This window comes from Streptomyces sp. NPDC006384 (genome assembly GCF_042870695.1).
Taxonomy (GTDB): domain Bacteria; phylum Actinomycetota; class Actinomycetes; order Streptomycetales; family Streptomycetaceae; genus Streptomyces.
In genome coordinates, this window is record NZ_JBIAHR010000021.1 from 21,042 (window position 1) to 35,706 (window position 14,665).

Annotated in this window: 15 protein-coding genes and 2 pseudogenes; 11 read left to right on the forward strand and 6 right to left on the reverse strand. The window is 73.9% G+C overall.

Annotated features, from left to right (window positions below; all coding sequences use genetic code 11):
• Positions 1-43 precede the first annotated feature (43 nt).
• Positions 44-1,033, forward strand: coding sequence for a 2,3,4,5-tetrahydropyridine-2,6-dicarboxylate N-succinyltransferase (dapD, locus tag ACFYOJ_RS25890; RefSeq protein WP_356555011.1), 990 nt, complete (start codon positions 44-46; stop codon positions 1,031-1,033).
• Positions 1,034-1,254: 221 nt separating this feature from the next.
• On the opposite strand, the pseudogene ACFYOJ_RS25895 reads toward dapD, so the two are convergent.
• A pseudogene (locus tag ACFYOJ_RS25895) lies at positions 1,255-1,338 on the reverse strand (IS200/IS605 family transposase); the annotation flags it as partial.
• Between the two features lie 65 nt (positions 1,339-1,403).
• On the opposite strand from ACFYOJ_RS25895, the pseudogene ACFYOJ_RS25900 reads away from it, so the two are divergent.
• From ACFYOJ_RS25900 to ACFYOJ_RS25910, 3 genes and pseudogenes are all read left to right on the forward strand, one after another.
• Positions 1,404-1,609, forward strand: a pseudogene (locus ACFYOJ_RS25900) (IS5/IS1182 family transposase); the annotation flags it as partial.
• A gap of 33 nt (positions 1,610-1,642) precedes the next feature.
• Positions 1,643-1,879, forward strand: coding sequence for a hypothetical protein (locus ACFYOJ_RS25905; RefSeq protein ID WP_356555012.1), 237 nt, complete (start codon positions 1,643-1,645; stop codon positions 1,877-1,879).
• 210 nt (positions 1,880-2,089) lie between these two features.
• Positions 2,090-2,320, forward strand: coding sequence for a hypothetical protein (locus ACFYOJ_RS25910; protein WP_356555013.1), 231 nt, complete (start codon positions 2,090-2,092; stop codon positions 2,318-2,320).
• Here the strand turns inward: ACFYOJ_RS25910 and dapA are convergent.
• Complete coding sequence (gene dapA, locus ACFYOJ_RS25915) at positions 2,305-3,228, reverse strand: 4-hydroxy-tetrahydrodipicolinate synthase (protein WP_356555014.1); 924 nt, start codon at positions 3,226-3,228, stop codon at positions 2,305-2,307. The two genes, ACFYOJ_RS25910 and dapA, sit on opposite strands and share 16 nt — an antisense overlap.
• Before the next feature lie 156 nt (positions 3,229-3,384).
• Here dapA and ACFYOJ_RS25920 point away from each other — a divergent pair, with 156 nt between their 5' ends.
• Both ACFYOJ_RS25920 and ACFYOJ_RS25925 read left to right on the forward strand, forming a co-directional pair.
• Complete coding sequence (locus tag ACFYOJ_RS25920) at positions 3,385-3,804, forward strand: phage holin family protein (RefSeq protein WP_356555016.1); 420 nt, start codon at positions 3,385-3,387, stop codon at positions 3,802-3,804.
• Positions 3,801-4,253: a DUF3618 domain-containing protein gene (locus tag ACFYOJ_RS25925; protein ID WP_356555018.1), complete on the forward strand. Its 453-nt coding sequence runs from the start codon at positions 3,801-3,803 to the stop codon at positions 4,251-4,253. Before ACFYOJ_RS25920 ends, ACFYOJ_RS25925 begins: the two co-directional genes overlap by 4 nt.
• A 94-nt stretch (positions 4,254-4,347) precedes the next feature.
• On the opposite strand, the gene ACFYOJ_RS25930 is transcribed toward ACFYOJ_RS25925, so the two are convergent.
• Entirely contained in the window at positions 4,348-6,174 is a 1,827-nt protein-coding gene (locus ACFYOJ_RS25930) for an endonuclease/exonuclease/phosphatase family protein (protein ID WP_356555020.1), read from the reverse strand.
• 393 nt (positions 6,175-6,567) lie between these two features.
• On the opposite strand from ACFYOJ_RS25930, the gene ACFYOJ_RS25935 reads away from it, so the two are divergent.
• Positions 6,568-7,995, forward strand: coding sequence for a hypothetical protein (locus tag ACFYOJ_RS25935; RefSeq protein WP_356555021.1), 1,428 nt, complete (start codon positions 6,568-6,570; stop codon positions 7,993-7,995).
• 214 nt (positions 7,996-8,209) lie between these two features.
• Positions 8,210-8,773 carry a helix-turn-helix domain-containing protein gene (locus tag ACFYOJ_RS25940; protein ID WP_356555022.1) on the forward strand — a complete coding sequence of 188 codons (564 nt, stop codon included), beginning with the start codon at positions 8,210-8,212 and terminating at the stop codon, positions 8,771-8,773.
• A gap of 98 nt (positions 8,774-8,871) precedes the next feature.
• On the opposite strand, the gene ACFYOJ_RS25945 is transcribed toward ACFYOJ_RS25940, so the two are convergent.
• From ACFYOJ_RS25945 to ACFYOJ_RS25955, 3 genes are all read right to left on the reverse strand, one after another.
• Positions 8,872-10,080: a TerD family protein gene (locus tag ACFYOJ_RS25945; RefSeq protein ID WP_356555213.1), complete on the reverse strand. Its 1,209-nt coding sequence runs from the start codon at positions 10,078-10,080 to the stop codon at positions 8,872-8,874.
• Positions 10,081-10,165: 85 nt separating this feature from the next.
• Positions 10,166-10,387: a hypothetical protein gene (locus ACFYOJ_RS25950; protein WP_356555024.1), complete on the reverse strand. Its 222-nt coding sequence runs from the start codon at positions 10,385-10,387 to the stop codon at positions 10,166-10,168.
• A 76-nt stretch (positions 10,388-10,463) separates the two neighbouring features.
• Entirely contained in the window at positions 10,464-11,273 is an 810-nt protein-coding gene (locus ACFYOJ_RS25955) for an NAD(P)-dependent oxidoreductase (protein ID WP_356555026.1), read from the reverse strand.
• Between the two features lie 268 nt (positions 11,274-11,541).
• Between ACFYOJ_RS25955 and ACFYOJ_RS25960 the strand changes: the two genes are divergently transcribed.
• The 3 genes from ACFYOJ_RS25960 to ACFYOJ_RS25970 all read left to right on the forward strand — a co-directional run bounded on the left by ACFYOJ_RS25960 (position 11,542) and on the right by ACFYOJ_RS25970 (position 14,596).
• Positions 11,542-12,492, forward strand: coding sequence for a 5-dehydro-4-deoxyglucarate dehydratase (locus ACFYOJ_RS25960; RefSeq protein ID WP_356555028.1), 951 nt, complete (start codon positions 11,542-11,544; stop codon positions 12,490-12,492).
• Positions 12,489-13,658, forward strand: a complete 1,170-nt coding sequence (locus ACFYOJ_RS25965; RefSeq protein WP_356555030.1) for a hypothetical protein — start codon at positions 12,489-12,491, stop codon at positions 13,656-13,658. Before ACFYOJ_RS25960 ends, ACFYOJ_RS25965 begins: the two co-directional genes overlap by 4 nt.
• Before the next feature lie 185 nt (positions 13,659-13,843).
• Positions 13,844-14,596 (forward strand): MBL fold metallo-hydrolase, encoded by a 753-nt coding sequence (locus tag ACFYOJ_RS25970; RefSeq protein WP_356555032.1) that lies wholly within the window; start codon positions 13,844-13,846, stop codon positions 14,594-14,596.
• Positions 14,597-14,665 lie beyond the last annotated feature (69 nt).

Below are 14,665 nucleotides of genomic sequence, written 5' to 3' on the forward strand. Positions count from 1 at the left end.
GGTCGGCTCGCTTCCTTGCGCGGCGGCCGGTTAGGTTGCCCTCATGACCGACACGACTGCTTCCCGCACCACCGGCGCCGTGGCCGCCGGCCTCGCCACGATCGCCGCCGACGGCACCGTCCTCGACACCTGGTTCCCCGCCCCCGAACTCGTCGCCGAGCCCGGCCCGGCCGGCACCGAGCGGCTCTCCGCCGAGCAGGCCGCCCAGCTGCTCGGCGGCGGCGCGACCGCGGCGGCCGGCCCCGACGCCCGGCGCGGCGTCGAGGTGGTCGCGGTCCGCACGGTCATCGCCTCCCTCGACGACAAGCCGATCGACGCCCACGACGTCTACCTGCGCCTCCACCTGCTCTCCCACCGCCTGGTCAAGCCGCACGGCCTGAACCTGGAGGGCCAGTTCGGCTTCCTCGCCAACGTCGCCTGGACCTCCCTCGGCCCCGTCGCCGTCGACGACGTCGAGAAGGTCCGCCTCAACGCCCGTGCCGAGGGCCTGCACCTCCAGGTGACCTCGATCGACAAGTTCCCGCGCATGACGGACTACGTCGCTCCCAAGGGCGTCCGCATCGCCGACGCCGACCGCGTCCGCCTCGGCGCGCACCTGGCCGAGGGCACCACGGTCATGCACGAGGGCTTCGTCAACTTCAACGCCGGCACGCTCGGCACGTCGATGGTCGAGGGCCGCATCTCCGCCGGCGTCGTCATCGGCGACGGCTCCGACATCGGCGGCGGCGCCTCCACCATGGGCACGCTCTCCGGCGGCGGCAACGTCGTCATCTCCATCGGCGAGCGCTGCCTCATCGGTGCCGAGGCGGGCGTCGGCATCGCGCTGGGCGACGAGTGCGTGGTCGAGGCCGGCCTCTACGTCACCGCCGGCACCCGCGTGACGATGCCCGACGGCCAGATCGTCAAGGCCCGCGAACTCTCCGGCGCCTCCAACATCCTCTTCCGCCGCAACTCGGTCACCGGCGCGGTCGAGGCCCGCCCCAACAACGCGGTCTGGGGCGGCCTGAACGACGTCCTGCACAGCCACAACTGATCACGGGCGGCCGTGACCTGCGGCCGCCTTATGGATCAACGCCCTGACCTGCTGCTGAGCTGTCGGCAGTTGTCGACGTTGGTCAACGCCGAGCGCCCTTCCACGGCCCGAGGACGGCCCGGGAGGGCGCTTACCGGGGCCCTTGCAGAAACCCCCGGCGTTCACGCCGGGGGTGAATGCATCACGAGGCTGCTCTGAGGTGCGCTTCGGAGCGGACGTCTTTACTGCTCGGTGTACTGGCGGACGATCGCCGGCGGTGCTCCGCCGCACGGTGCGGAGAAATACGAGGGCGACCACAGGTGCCCGTGCATGATGGCGCGGTCGATCCGGCCGGTGAACTCTCCCCCGGCCTTCGGCCGGGAGGCGCCCCAAGGAGAAGGGCCGTCGGGGCGGCCGGCCCGTCACGCACGACGCCGAGCTGTACGAGGAGCGCAACACCGGCGAGCGCCTGATCAGCAAACTGAAGGCATGGCGCGGCATCGCCGCCCGCTACGACAAGCCCCCGAGAGCCACCTCGCCGGACTTCACCTCCGCGCAGCGGCCGTCTGGATCGGCAGCCTCCTGCAACCCCGTTGATCACGGCAGGGTCTGTCCGCAGAATGGTTATCCATGACCGACGCCGTACCCTCACGTTTCCTGCGCATCGTCCTGCGTGCCGACTCCTTCGCCACGTCCTCGGTCGGGACGATCACGCTGATCACGGCCCTGCTCATGCTCGTCATCATCGACACCGTCGCGGGCTTCGTCGCCGCCACCGTCCTCTTCGCCGCCTGGGTCGCCGTCGGCTTGACCGGCCGCAGACAGCAGCGGCTCGGTGGGAGGAACTGGACCGCTGAAGACCGATGATGTCCACGATCTGCCACCTCGTCGATCGCGACCGAAGACAGTCCCTGGGCGGGCGGGCGGGTGGTGTGCCGCCGAGGGGATGGTGACCGCGTGCTTCGTGCGCCCCCTGCCCGCAGGGGTGACGGGGCGTTACCTTCCGGTGGGCTCGGCGGATGAACGGGTGGACGCAGGGTCCGATCAGACGCCGATCAGACGAGACGAGGGGCTGGTATGACGAGCGAGCGGGTGAGGAACGTGGTGGGCCGGCTGGCCGGGGTGGGGGCCGCGGTGCTGGTGTGCTGGGCCTCCGCCGGGACCGCGCACGCCGACGAGACCACCACCGGTTCGCACAACGGCCCCCGCTTCGGGCTCCTCAACGTCCACGTCGGGCAGATCGACGACCCGGCCGAGGACGTCCTGGAGCACACGCTGCTGTTCGGTGACGGTTACGCCTGGAACTGACCGGTGGCGGTGACCAGTTCCCCGTACGCCGCCAGCAGGGCGTCGGTCGTCGGACGGTCCGCGTCCCGCAGTGGGGCGCGGACCGGGCCCGCGGGCAGGTCCAGGGCGCCCAGCAGCGCCTTCGCGGTGACCGTGCCGGGCAGTCCCGAGGCCATCATCGACTCGACGAGCGGGAGCGTCCGCCGCTGCAACAGGGCGGCCCGCCCGGTGTCGCCCGCGTCGAAGGCGTCGAGGACGGCCCGGAACACGTCCGGTACGACGTTCGCGACCGTGCTCACGTATCCCGCCGCGCCGACCGCGTACAGGGCGAGGATCTGCTCGTCGCAGCCCGCGTAGCAGGCGAGATCCGTGCGGGACAGCACCTTCTGCGTGCCGAGCAGGTCGTAGGCGCAGTCCTTGACGGCGACGATCCGCGGGTGCCCGGCGAGGCGGACGAGCGTGTCGGGCTCGATGCGGGTGCCGGTGCGGCCGGGGATGTCGTACAGGACGAGAGGCAGGCCGGAGGCGTCGGCGACCTCCCGGAAGTGCGCCTCCAGGGCGTCCTGCGGGGGCCTGCTGTAGTAGGGCGCGACCACCAGCAGCCCGTCCGCGCCGGCCTTCTCCGCCGCCAGGGCCAGCTCCACCGTGTGCCGGGTGTCGGCGGTGCCCACCCCGGCGACGAGTGCCGCCCGGTCCCCGACCGCCTCGCGCACCGCCGTCACCAGCGCCGTCTTCTCGGCGTCCGTCGTGGTCGGCGACTCGCCCGTGGTGCCGGACAGCACCAGGCCGTCGCAGCCCCGGGAGACCAGCCGGTCGGCGAGGAGCTGGGCACCGTCGAGGTCGAGCGCGCCGGTCCTGGTGAACGGGGTGACCATGGCGCACAGCGCGCGGCCGAAAGGTGCGGGGGAACGGTCGTCCGTCGTCGTCATGGGAGCAGTCTCGGAGGAACGATCGCGTAGTTCCACTTAAATCTTCTACGAGGTAGTGATAAGGAACGCTGCGAGGTCGTCCGGGCGGAGGGCGCGGGGTAGCGGTGGCCGGCCGGGGGTACCCGGAAGGTTCCCGAAACGAGAGGAGGCGGAACTGTGACCGGGACCATGCACACCAGGCCTGTGCACGACGAGCACCACTCCGTGGGCGAACTCGTCGGTCAGGCCACCGAACAGCTCTCCCGGCTCGTGCGCCAGGAAGTCGCCCTCGCCAAGATGGAGCTGGCCGAGAAGGGCAAGCGTGCCGGGCGCGGCGGCGGGATGCTCGGTGCCGCCGGCGCCGTCGCGTACGTCGGGCTGTTCGCCCTGGCCGGTACGGCCGTCGCCGCACTCTCGCTGGTGCTGCCGGTCTGGGCCGCGGCGCTCATCGTGACGGCGGTGCTCTTCGCGATCGCGGGTGTACTGGCCGTGACGGGCCGTTCCCAGCTCCGCCGTGCCGTGCCCCCGAAGCCCGAGGCGACCCTCGGAAGCGTCAGGGCCGACGTGGACGTGATCAGGGAAAGGGCGCATCGATGACCGACACGACGAGGGGTGACGGCGCGAGGTCCGGCTCCACCGCGCAGCCGGTGGGCGGGGCCAAGGGGCCCGACGAGCTGCGGCAGCAGATCGAGCAGACCCGCAGCCAGCTCGGTGACACCGTGGAGGAGCTGGCGGGGAAGGCGGACGTCAAGGGGCGTGCCAAGGCCCGCGCCGCCGACCTCAGGGACAAGGCCGGTGCGATGACCGTGCAGCTGCGCAGTTCCGTCGCCCAGGCCGGCCACGGCGTGCAGGACAGAGCGGGCCGGGCCGGCCACGCGGTCCAGGAGAAGGCGGGCCGGGCCGGGCACACGGTGCAGGAGAAGGCGGGCGGGGCCGGGCAGGCCGCGCGGCGGCGTCCGGGGCCCGTGCTCGTCGCCGGGGCGGTGGCGGGTGTGCTGGTCGCGGTGGGCGTGGTGCTGCGGCGCCGGAGCCACGGGTACTGCTGAGGGAGCGGACACGGTGGTGAGGGGACCGGTGCACCGGGCCCCTCACCTGTGTGTACGGCGCCGGCTCGGCGACGGCCGGGTGGGCTCCCCGTCCCTACGGGCGGAACCGCAGGACCTGCGGGTCGTGGTCGCTGATCTGGTCGTGGAACTCGGCGTTGATGTGCACGCTGTCGTAGGACAGGTGGCCGCCGTGCCGGACGGAGGGGCTGACCAGGATCTGGTCGAGGACCTGGCTGTTGCCCTGGTAGACGTACGAGTAACGCTCGCCGCGGGGCAGCGACTTGACCGCCGACCACAGGGCGCCGTCGTCCTCCAGGATGCGGGTGGTCGTCGAGAACTCGAAGTCGTTGATGTCGCCGAGGGCGATGACGTCGGCGTTCTTCTGGGCGGCCAGGATCTCCTTGACGAAGGTGTTGACCACCTTCGCCTGGGCGTGGCGCTGGGTCTCCGAGCTGCGCGCCGGGGGCTGGTACTGCGCGGTCAGACCCTGGTCGCCGCCCTTGGAGTTGAAGTGGTTGGCGATGACGAACACCGTCCGGCCGCGGAAGACGAACTCGCCGGCCAGCGGCTTGCGGCTGTCCTCCCAGGCCGCGTTCGCCGGGTCGACGCGGCCGGGGGAGTGGGTGAGGACGGCCTTGCCGCGCACCTTCGTCACCCCGGTCGCGGTGGTCGCGTCGCCGGCCGCGCGGTCGGTGAAGGAGACCCGCTCGGGGTTGAACAGGAACGCCTGGCGGATGTTGCCGCCGGGCTGGCCGCCGTCCTCGCCGTCGGCCGGGTCGATGCCGCGCCACTCGTAGCGCGGGCCGCCCGCCGCGACGATCGCGTCGATCAGCTTGCCGACCGTCGCGTCGGCGGCCACCGTGCCGTCGTCCTTGGTGCCGTTGTTGTCCTGGATCTCCTCCAGGGACACGATGTCGGGCGACGCGAGGTGGTGCACGATCGCCTCGGCGTGCGCGGCGAAGGTGGCGTCGGACGGGTCGAGGTTCTCGACGTTGTACGTGGCCACCGCCAGTTCGCGGCCGCTCTGCGCGCGCGTCGTCTCGCGCTCGGTGCCGCCGCTCTCCAGGGTGCCGATGCGGCCCGCGACCAGGGTGTAGCCGCCGTACTGGTTGTAGTCCAGCGGGCCCGACGTCGTGCCGGCGAGGGTGTCGCCCACGTTCGCGTCGGGGAAGTCGGCCGGCTTGCCCAGGGACTGGATCTGCAGGCGGCCGGTGTTCTGGGAGCCGTAGGAGCCGTAGACCGTGCCGCCGCGGCGGTTGGCGTTCTCCCACGGCTTCACGGTGACCCACAGCTCGGTGTACGGGTCCGAGGCGCCGACCACGCGGACGTCCGAGACCTGGACGTTCATGCCCTCCAGGGACTCGTAGTGGTCCAGGGCGTACTCCGAGGGGCGCAGCGGCAGGGCGTTGACGGAGCCGTTCGCGGCCGGGTCGCCCTCGGGGGCGTAGGCGCGCGGCACGGAGCGGGCGGAGACGGCCGTCGGGGCCGGGACCGTGTTGCCGCCGGAGACGACGGTGACCGTCGGGCGGGTGATCTCGGTCAGCGACTGGTTGCCGGACGAGGTGCCGCCCGGCACGTACTCCGTCACCGTGCCGGAGACGGTGACCGCGTCACCGACGGCGACCTTCGGGGTGGAGCCCGTGAAGACGAAGACGCCCTCGCTGGTGGCCGGATCGGCGTCCGGGCGCGGGTCCTGCATCCAGAAGCCCCTGGAGGAGCCGTAGCCGCGTACGCCGGTGACGATTCCGGCCACGTCCGTGACCTGCTTGCCGGCGTACGGCGACAGCCGGGTGCTGCCCTGGATGTCGTGGATGCGCACCGGGTCGGCGTGCGCGGGCGAGGCGATGACGACGGTGGACGCCGCCGAGCAGACGGCGGCGACGGTCAGCGCGGCGAGGCGCGTGGAGGACTTGCTGGCCAACGGGATCCCTCCGGGGAGGTGACGGAGCGCCGGGACACAGGCGGGGCGCGGACGGGACAGGGATGGGACAGAGGTGGAGCAGGGCGGAGCAGGGTGGAGCAGGGTGGAGCAGGGTGGGACGGGAGCGGGACCGGGGCGGGGTGCGGGGACCGCAGGGCCCGCAGGATCCGCAGGGCCTTTCAGGGGCCCGGTCGGACACCTGTCCCACCGCTTTCTACGCGCGTCAATCTCCTTCTTGCTCACGTGCGTTGTCAAGGTTTCGGCCATGTACGGAAGCCGACGGGGAGATGAACCGGGCGGCATGGGTGGAAACCCGTCTAGGCTGAGCGGCTGAGCCGTACGGCGGTGAAGGACGGCCGTACGGCGGTCGAGGCGCGCGAGGAGAAACATCCGATGTCAGACAGCTCCACCCTGCCGCCCGCGCGGCTGCACCCCGAAGCGGAGCTGGCCCGCGACGCGCTGTCCACGCCGGTGCTCTCCCGGGCCGCCCGGCTGGCCCGCTGGGCCGGACCGGACACCCGCGTCGACGCCGGCGGCGGACTCGTCGAGGAACAGCTGCCGGCCGCCGCCGAGCTGCTCGGGCTGACCGGGGACGACGCCGCGGCGTACGCGAGCGAGGCGTGGCGGATCGCCGTGGACACCGGCCTGGTGGAGATCACCGACGAGGAGAAGGGCACCGTCGCGACGGGCGAGGACCTCGCCCTCCTCACCGGCGGCTCCCCGCAGGACGTGCTCGGCGTGTGGCTCACCGCCCTGGAGACGGTGCTCGCCGACGCGAGCGTGCCCGACCTGGACGACATCGTCGACGCCATGGCCGAGGGCGGCGAGATCGACCTGTCGTCCCTGGGCTGGGACCCCGAGGCCGAGGCCGAGTTCCTCGACGGCGTGCTGGGCAACCTGTACCTGCTCACCGTCGGCGAGGACGGCTCCGGCGACACGCCGGTTCCGCTGCCCGCGCTGGCCGCGTCCGTGATCGTGCCCGGCGACATGGACGAGCCCACCGACGACGTCCTGGAGCAGGTCTCCGACGCGATGATGCGGCTGGACGACCAGTTCCGGCTGCTGGAGCCCATCGGCCTCGTCGCGTACCAGCCGGTGGACGAGGCCCTCATGGCCGACGGCGACGAGGAACCCGCGGCGCCCGTCGACGACACCGACGTCGCCCGCTACGGCATGGTCCGGCTCACCCCGCTCGGCCTGTACGGGCTGCGCGCCCGCCTGCTGGAGGCCGGCTTCGACGCCCCCGCCGTCGGCGACCTCGCCGACAAGGACGCCGACGCGCTGCTCGACGGCACCGCCCACTTCCCGCCGGCCGCGGCCCACGCCGAGACCGAGCGGTGGCTCGCCCGCCGCGATCCGCTCGCCTCCGCGCGCGAACTGCTCGCCGCGGCCCGCGGCTCGGACACCGGCGCGCCGCTGCGCCGGCTGCGCTGCCAGCAGGCGCTGTCCCTGGTCGGTGCCGATGCGGAGCCCGCGCTGCGGGAGGTCCTCGACGACCCGGAGCTGGGCGGCCTGGCCCGGGTCTGGCTGACCGAGCACGGCGCCCGGGACGTGCCGGCGCCGCCGGAGGCGATGGTCTTCTGGCTGACCGTCGACACCCTGGCCGCGCAGCTCGCCGCAGAGGGCGACTCCGAGGAACTGCGGGCGCTGGTGGAGGGACTGGCCCTGCAGCACAGCGGTTTCTTCGACACGGCGTGGCGGGTCGAGCACCCGGCGACGGCCGACGTCCTGGAGGCGATGGGGCGGCTGCACCCCGACAAGAGGATCGCCAAGGAGGCGCGGAAGGCTGCGTTCAAGGCGCGGTCGCAGCGCGGGGGGTGAGCGCGGGGCGGTGCGCCGGGGCCGGCTCCGGCGGGCCCGGCGTCGCCCCCGGCCGGGAACGGGGTGCGCGGCCCGGCGAGGAGGCTGCCGGGCGCGGCGTTCCGGACGGTGCCGCTGCTCGGGGCGGTCCGGGACGCCGACCGGCTCCGGGACACCCGGTCCGGGCACCCGCGGTAGGGTTCCCGAAAGGTCGGCAGGGCTGCGGGGAGGGGCGATGACGCAGGTCAGGCCCATGCGGGCGGATGCGCGGCGCAATCGTGAGCGGCTGCTCGCGGTGGCGGTGGAGGCCTTCGCCGAGCACGGTGAGGGCGCCTCGCTGGACGACATCGCCCGGCGGGCCGGGGTCGGCGTCGGCACCCTGTACCGGCACTTCCCGACGCGGCAGGCGCTGCTGGAGGCGGCCTACCTGGAGCGGATCGAGGCGATCGCCGCCCGCGCGGACGAGATCGCGGCCGGGCGTGAGGCGGGCGAGGCGCTCGTCGCGTGGCTCGACGAGCTGGCCGTCGGGATGCTCCGGGTGAGGGGACTGAGGGCGCTGCTGGGCAACGCCGTCACCAGCGGCGGACCGGCCTGCGGCGACTGCGTGCGGGGCGCGGCGACGCGGCTGGTGCGGGCGGCGCAGGAAGCGGGGGCGCTGCGGCGGGACGTCGAGCCGATCGAGGTGCTGCGGCTGGTGCACGCGGTGGTGACGGCGTCCGAGGCGGCCGGTGAGGTGGACGGGACGGCCGTGCGGCGGTATCTGTCGCTGCTCATGGAGGGGCTGGCGCGGGTGCGGTGAGCCGGTGAGCCGAGAAGCCGGAAGCCGGTGAGCCGGGAGGCGCTCGCGCCGGGGCAGGGGAGCCGGGGAAGGCCGGGCGCCCCCGCCCCGGGCACCGCCTACAGTGCCTGGGCCGCGGGCTTCACCATGCCGCGGACCGTGCGGGACTTGACGAAGTCGCCCATGGCGGTCATCTCCCACTCGCCGGAGAACTGGCGGATCAGCTTCGCCATCATCACGCCGGTCTGCGGCTCGGCGCTGGTGAGGTCGAAGCGGACCAGCTCCTCGCCGGTCGCGGCGTCCATGAGGCGGCAGTACGCCTTGGCGACCTCGGTGAACTTCTGGCCGGAGAACGAGTTGACCGTGAAGACCAGGCCGCTGACCTCCTGCGGGAGCCGGCCCAGATCGACGGTGATCACCTCGTCGTCGCCGCCGCCCTCACCGGTGAGGTTGTCGCCGGAGTGCTTGATGGCGCCGCCGACGATCTGGAGCTTGCCGAAGTAGCAGCTGTCGATGTGGTTGCGCCGCGGGCCGTAGGCGATGACGGAGGCGTCCAGGTCGATGTCCTTGCCGCGGTACGCGGGCTCCCAGCCGAGGCCCATCTTGACCTGGGAGAGCACCGGACGGCCGCCCTTGACCAGGGACACGGTCTGGTTCTTCTGGAGGCTGACCCGGCCCTTGTCGAGGTTGATCTTCCCGGCGCCCGGGGCGGGGGCGGGCGGCGCGGCGGGCGCGGCCGGGGGAGCGGACGGCGCGGCGGGAGTCGTGGGCGCGGCGGCGGGGGCGGCCGGCGGCGTGACCGTCTGCGGCGGGGCCGGCTGGGCGGGGGCCGCGGGCTCCTCCACGGAGACGCCGAAGTCGGTGGCGATGCCCGCCAGGCCGTCGGCGTAGCCCTGGCCGACCGCGCGGGCCTTCCAGACACCGTTGCGCAGGTAGACCTCCACGATCACCAGTGCCGTCTCGGAGCCGAGCTGCGGCGGGGTGAAGGTGGCGAGGACGGAGTTGTCGTCCGCGTTGCGGATGGTGGCGGTCGGCTCGATGCCCTGGAACGTCTGGCCGGCGGCGTCCGGGCTGGCGGTGACGACGATCTTCTCGATGCCCGGCGGGACGGCGGTGGTGTCGACCGTGATCGCGTCCGGGGCGGTGCCGCCGCCGGAGCGGTAGGTCACGCCCTGGCCGGTGGGCTGGTTGTAGAAGATGAAGTCGTCGTCGGAGCGCACCTTGCCGTCGGCGGTGAGCAGCAGGCCCGATACGTCCAGCCGCACGGGCGCGGTGACGTCCACCGTCACGCGGGCGGCGGAGAGGGGGATGTTCGAGCCGGGGGTCATAGCTGTCATGCCGGGTGAACGAGCGAGGGTGTTTTACCGTTCCCTTACCCGGGGCCGATCGGGGCGGGGTGTCCGGGCGGCGTGGTCAGCGGCGGTTCCGGGGGTGGTCGCGGGCGGTACGTTCGTTGCCGCGTCGGTAGTTGCCCGTCCAGCGGGCCATCACCAGCTGGGGGTCGCCGGCGGTGACCTCTTCGAGGAAGCGGGCGGCGCGGGAGCCGTTCAGGGTGGTGGCGGGGCGGTGGTGGTGGGTGATGCGGACGGTGCCGTTCGCGGCGGCGGTGTAGGCGAAGCCGTGGGGTCCGGGCATGCGGGGATCGTAGGCGGGGATGGTGGCAGCGGGCCAGGGCTTTTCCGCCTCCGCCGCCCCGTCCCGCCCCGCCGCGTCAGTACGGCCAGATCGGGGGGTCGGTCACGAAGTGGCCGCCCAGGCAGGCGTGCGCCGGGTCGTCCGGGTCGAGTTCGCCCTGTGCGGCGATGAGCTCGGCGGCGTACGGCTCGGAGTCGTCCTGGGGTTCGTAGCCGAGGGCGCGGGCGGAGGTCAGGTCCCACCACAGCCGGGTGTTGGCGGAGGAGCCGTGGACGACGGTGTGGCCGACGTTCTCGGCGGTGAGGGCGGCGTGCAGGAGGCGGGCGCCGTCGGCGGGGCTCATCCACACCGAGAGCATGCGCACGCTGGTCGGCTTCGGGAAGCAGGAGCCGATGCGGACGGAGACGGTCTCCAGGCCGTGCTTGTCCCAGTAGAGCTGGGCGAGGTCCTCGCCGAAGCACTTGGACAGGCCGTAGAAGGTGTCCGGGCGGCGCGGGGTGTCGACGGGGATGAGGGGGTCGCCGCCCCGGGGGCGCGGGGTGTAGCCGACGGCGTGGTTGGAGGAGGCGAAGACGATGCGGCCGACGCCCTCCTCGCGGGCGGCCTCGTACAGGTGGTACGTGCCCTCGATGTTCGCCTTGAGGATCTTCTCGAAGGGGGCTTCCAGGGAGATGCCCGCGAGGTGGATGATCGCGTCGACGCCCCGGACCGCCTCGCGGACGGCGTCCTTGTCGGCGAGGTCGGCGACGATCGCGTCCGGCTCGCCGTCGACCGGGCGCAGGTCGAGCAGGCGCAGCTCGTAGCCGTAGCCGGGGAGCAGGTCCCGCATCAGGGTGCCGAGGCCGCCGGCGGCGCCGGTGAGCAGAACGGTGCGGGGAGCGGGCATCCGCGGGGTCTCCTAGAGTCTCCTCGAATCGGCCGCCCCGCCTGCGCGCGACGGCCGAGCGTGCGCATGCACGCACGGTGTTCATATGCGTGGACACGCTAAGGAAGGGAGGCGGGGCCCGTCAAGTGTCCGGACGGTGCCGTGCGAAAGCGAAGTCTCCGCTGGTGCGTGGGGCGTGGGCACGCTTGACCGGCCTCCGGAGGGCGGCTTAGCGTGGAGGCGTTCAGAAATATAGACGCCGGTCATACATATGGAATGGGGAGCGCCCGTGACCTCAGCCCCTCTCGCCACCCGCCTCACCGTCCCCAGCGGGCCGCTGTTCTTCCCCGTCACGGCGTACGGCCCCGGCGGCGGCGTCGATCCCGGCGCCTACCGCGCGCACGTGCGCCACGGCGTCGAGGCGGGCGCCGCCGCGGTGTTCGCCTGCTGCGGCACCGGGGAGTTCCACGCCCTCACCCCCGAGGAGTTCCAGGTCTGCGTGCGGGCGGCCGTCGAGGAGACGGCCGGCCGGGTGCCGGTGATCGCCGGCGCGGGCTACGGCACCGCGCTCGCCGTGCGCTACGCCCGGCTCGCCGAGGAGGCGGGGGCCGACGGGCTGCTCGCCATGCCGCCGTACCTGGTCGTCGCCGGGCAGGAGGGGCTGCTGCGCCACTACCGCGAGGTGGCCGCCGCGACGTCTCTGCCCGTCATCGTCTACCAGCGGGACAACGCCGTCTTCACACCCGAGAGCGTGGTCGAACTGGCCCGCACGGACGGCGTCATCGGCCTCAAGGACGGCCTCGGCGACCTCGACCTCATGCAGCGGACCGTCAGCGCCGTGCGCACCGAGGCCCCGGACGGCGACTTCCTCTACTTCAACGGCCTGCCGACCGCCGAGCAGACCCAGCTCGCCTACCGCGCGCTCGGCATCACCCTCTACTCGTCCGCCGTGTTCTGCTTCGCCCCCGAGATCGCCCTCGCCTTCCACCGGGCGCTGCGCGAGGGCGACGACCCGGCCGTGCACCGCCTGCTGGACGGCTTCTACCGGCCCTTCGTCGAACTGCGCGCCCAGGGCCGCGGATACGCCGTCTCCCTCGTCAAGGCGGGCGTGCGGCTGCGCGGGCTGGACGTGGGGGAGGTGCGGCCGCCGCTGCACGAACCGGGCGAGGACCATGTGAAGCAGCTCGCCCGGCTGATCGAGCGGGGACAGGCGCTGCTGGACGGGGAGGGCGGCAAGTGAGGACATCGGCGTTCGTCTACCCCTGGGACGTCAACGGGGACCCGGCGGCGGCACGGTGGCTCGCGGGCATCGGCGTCGAGCAGGTGACGCTCGCCGCCGCCTACCACTCCACCCGGGCCCTCACCCCCCGCCACCCGCGCCACCGCGTCGTCACCGCCGAGTACGCCGCCGTCCTCTACCCGCCGGACGCCGCCCGCTGGGACGGACGCGTGCCGCGGCCGTACGCGGCCGGCGACTGGGCGCCCGGCGACGCGTACGGCGAGGCCGCCGCCGCGCTCGCGGACGCGGGACTCGAGGTGCACACCTGGGTCGTCCTCGCCCACAACTCCCGCCTGGGCGCCGAGCATCCGGACACCTCGGTCGTCAACGCCTACGGCGACCGCTACCCGTGGGCGCCGTGCATCGCGCGGCCCGCCACGCGCGCCTACCTCACCGCGCTGGCCGCCGAGGCGGCGGTGCGGCCCGGGGCGCGCGGCACCGAGCTGGAGTCCCTCGGCTGGTACGGGCTCGCCCACCTGCACGCCCACGACAAGACCGGCGGAGTGGGGCTGGGGGACGCGGGCCAGTACCTGATGTCGCTCTGCTTCTGCCCGGACTGCCGCGCGGGATACGGCACGCGCGGACTCGACCCCGACGAGCTGGCCGGCGCGGTGCGGGACGCGCTGGAGCCGGTGTGGCGCGGGGCGGCGCCCTCGGACGGGGGCTGGGCGGGCGTGGAGAAACTGCTCGGCGAGACCCCGGCGAACGCCACGCGCGCGTGGCGGGACGACACCGCGCGGAGCCTCCAGGAGGCGGCGGTCGCCGCCGTCCGCGCCGCCGCGCCCGACGGCTTCCAAGTGCTGCTGCACGCCGACCCGGTGTCGTACCACTGCGGCGCCAACGCCGGCGTCGACCCCGCGCACATCCTCTCCGTCGCCGACGGCGTCGTCGTCCCCTGCACCGGCGGCGCGGGCCCGCTGACGCCCTTCGCCGAGCAGAGGCGCGACGGGGCCGTCCTCGCCGCCAACCTCACCGTCGTCTCCGGCATGGGCGGCAGCCCCGGCACCCTCGCCGCCGACGCCGCCCGCGCACGCGACCTGGGCGCGACGGAACTGCGGCTCTACCACGCCGGGCTGGCGTCGGACGGCGACCTGGACGCGGTGCGCGCGGGACTGGCGGCGCTGTAGCGGGACCGCCGGGCCGGCGAGGCCGGGGGCCGGGCGGCGCGGCCGGGGCGACCGGCGTGACCGGGGCGGGCGGGGGCGCGGGGCCGGCGACGGCGCGGGCCCCCGGGCGGCGTCGTGGTGCCCCGCGCCCCCGCCCGCCCGCAAAGGCCCTCCGCCGGCCCGGTGGAGCCGCGTACGCTCGCCGCATGGCGTTCTCCCTCACCGTCCTCGGCACCGCCTCCCCGCACCCCGCCCCGGGCCGCCCCTGCTCCGGCCATCTGCTGCGCGGCGGGGGAGCCGAGGTGTGGGTGGACGCCGGACCCGGCACGTTCGCGGAATTGCAGCGGCACACCGACCCGGCGAGGCTGAGCGCGATCTGGATCTCCCACCTCCACGCCGATCACACCGCCGACCTGCTCTCCGCGCTGTACGCCTTCGCCCACGGGGGAGCGACTCCGCCCGCACCCGTCCCCGTCCACGCCCCGCAGGGCTGCGCCGAGCGCCTGGCCGGGTTCCTCGGACGCCCGGACACCGCGTTCCTCGACGGCGTGCTCGACTTCCGTCCCCTGTACGACGGCCACACCGCCCGCCACGGCGGCCTGCTCCTCACCGCCCGCGCCGTCCGTCACGACGTCGAGGCCTACGGCCTGCGGGCCGAGTGCGACGGGCGGGTCCTCGCCTACTCGGGGGACAGCGGCCCGTGCGCCGCGCTCACCGGGCTCGCCCGCGACGCCGACCTCTTCCTGTGCGAGGCGGACATCGACGTGCATCGCGAAGGCGAACAGGTGCACCTGACGCCCGAGGACGCCGGGAACACCGCCCGTGAGGCCGGCGCCCGGCGCCTGCTCGTCACGCACGTCGGACCCACGCTCACCCGCGAGGCGGCGACCGCACGGGCCGCCGCGGCCTTCGGCGGCCCGGCCGCCGTCGCGCGCGAAGGGCTGCGCACATCCGTGTGAGCGGCACCTGAACTTTCTTCGTCAGAAGCATTGACGCGGCCCTGCGCCCCTCCTACCTTCAACGCGTCG

Excerpts from the sequence above, each read along its gene's own strand:
- ACFYOJ_RS25935 (WP_356555021.1), top strand. The coding sequence starts at position 6,568 with ATGTCAGACAGCTCCACCCTGCCGCCCGCGCGGCTGCACCCCGAAGCG.
- ACFYOJ_RS25910 (WP_356555013.1), top strand. The coding sequence starts at position 2,090 with ATGACGAGCGAGCGGGTGAGGAACGTGGTGGGCCGGCTGGCCGGGGTG.
- ACFYOJ_RS25950 (WP_356555024.1), bottom strand. The coding sequence starts at position 10,387 with ATGCCCGGACCCCACGGCTTCGCCTACACCGCCGCCGCGAACGGCACC.
- ACFYOJ_RS25940 (WP_356555022.1), top strand. The coding sequence starts at position 8,210 with ATGACGCAGGTCAGGCCCATGCGGGCGGATGCGCGGCGCAATCGTGAG.
- ACFYOJ_RS25970 (WP_356555032.1), top strand. The coding sequence starts at position 13,844 with ATGGCGTTCTCCCTCACCGTCCTCGGCACCGCCTCCCCGCACCCCGCC.
- dapD (WP_356555011.1), top strand. The coding sequence starts at position 44 with ATGACCGACACGACTGCTTCCCGCACCACCGGCGCCGTGGCCGCCGGC.
- ACFYOJ_RS25905 (WP_356555012.1), top strand. The coding sequence starts at position 1,643 with ATGACCGACGCCGTACCCTCACGTTTCCTGCGCATCGTCCTGCGTGCC.
- ACFYOJ_RS25945 (WP_356555213.1), bottom strand. The coding sequence starts at position 10,080 with ATGACCCCCGGCTCGAACATCCCCCTCTCCGCCGCCCGCGTGACGGTG.
- dapA (WP_356555014.1), bottom strand. The coding sequence starts at position 3,228 with ATGACGACGACGGACGACCGTTCCCCCGCACCTTTCGGCCGCGCGCTG.
- ACFYOJ_RS25925 (WP_356555018.1), top strand. The coding sequence starts at position 3,801 with ATGACCGACACGACGAGGGGTGACGGCGCGAGGTCCGGCTCCACCGCG.
- ACFYOJ_RS25955 (WP_356555026.1), bottom strand. The coding sequence starts at position 11,273 with ATGCCCGCTCCCCGCACCGTTCTGCTCACCGGCGCCGCCGGCGGCCTC.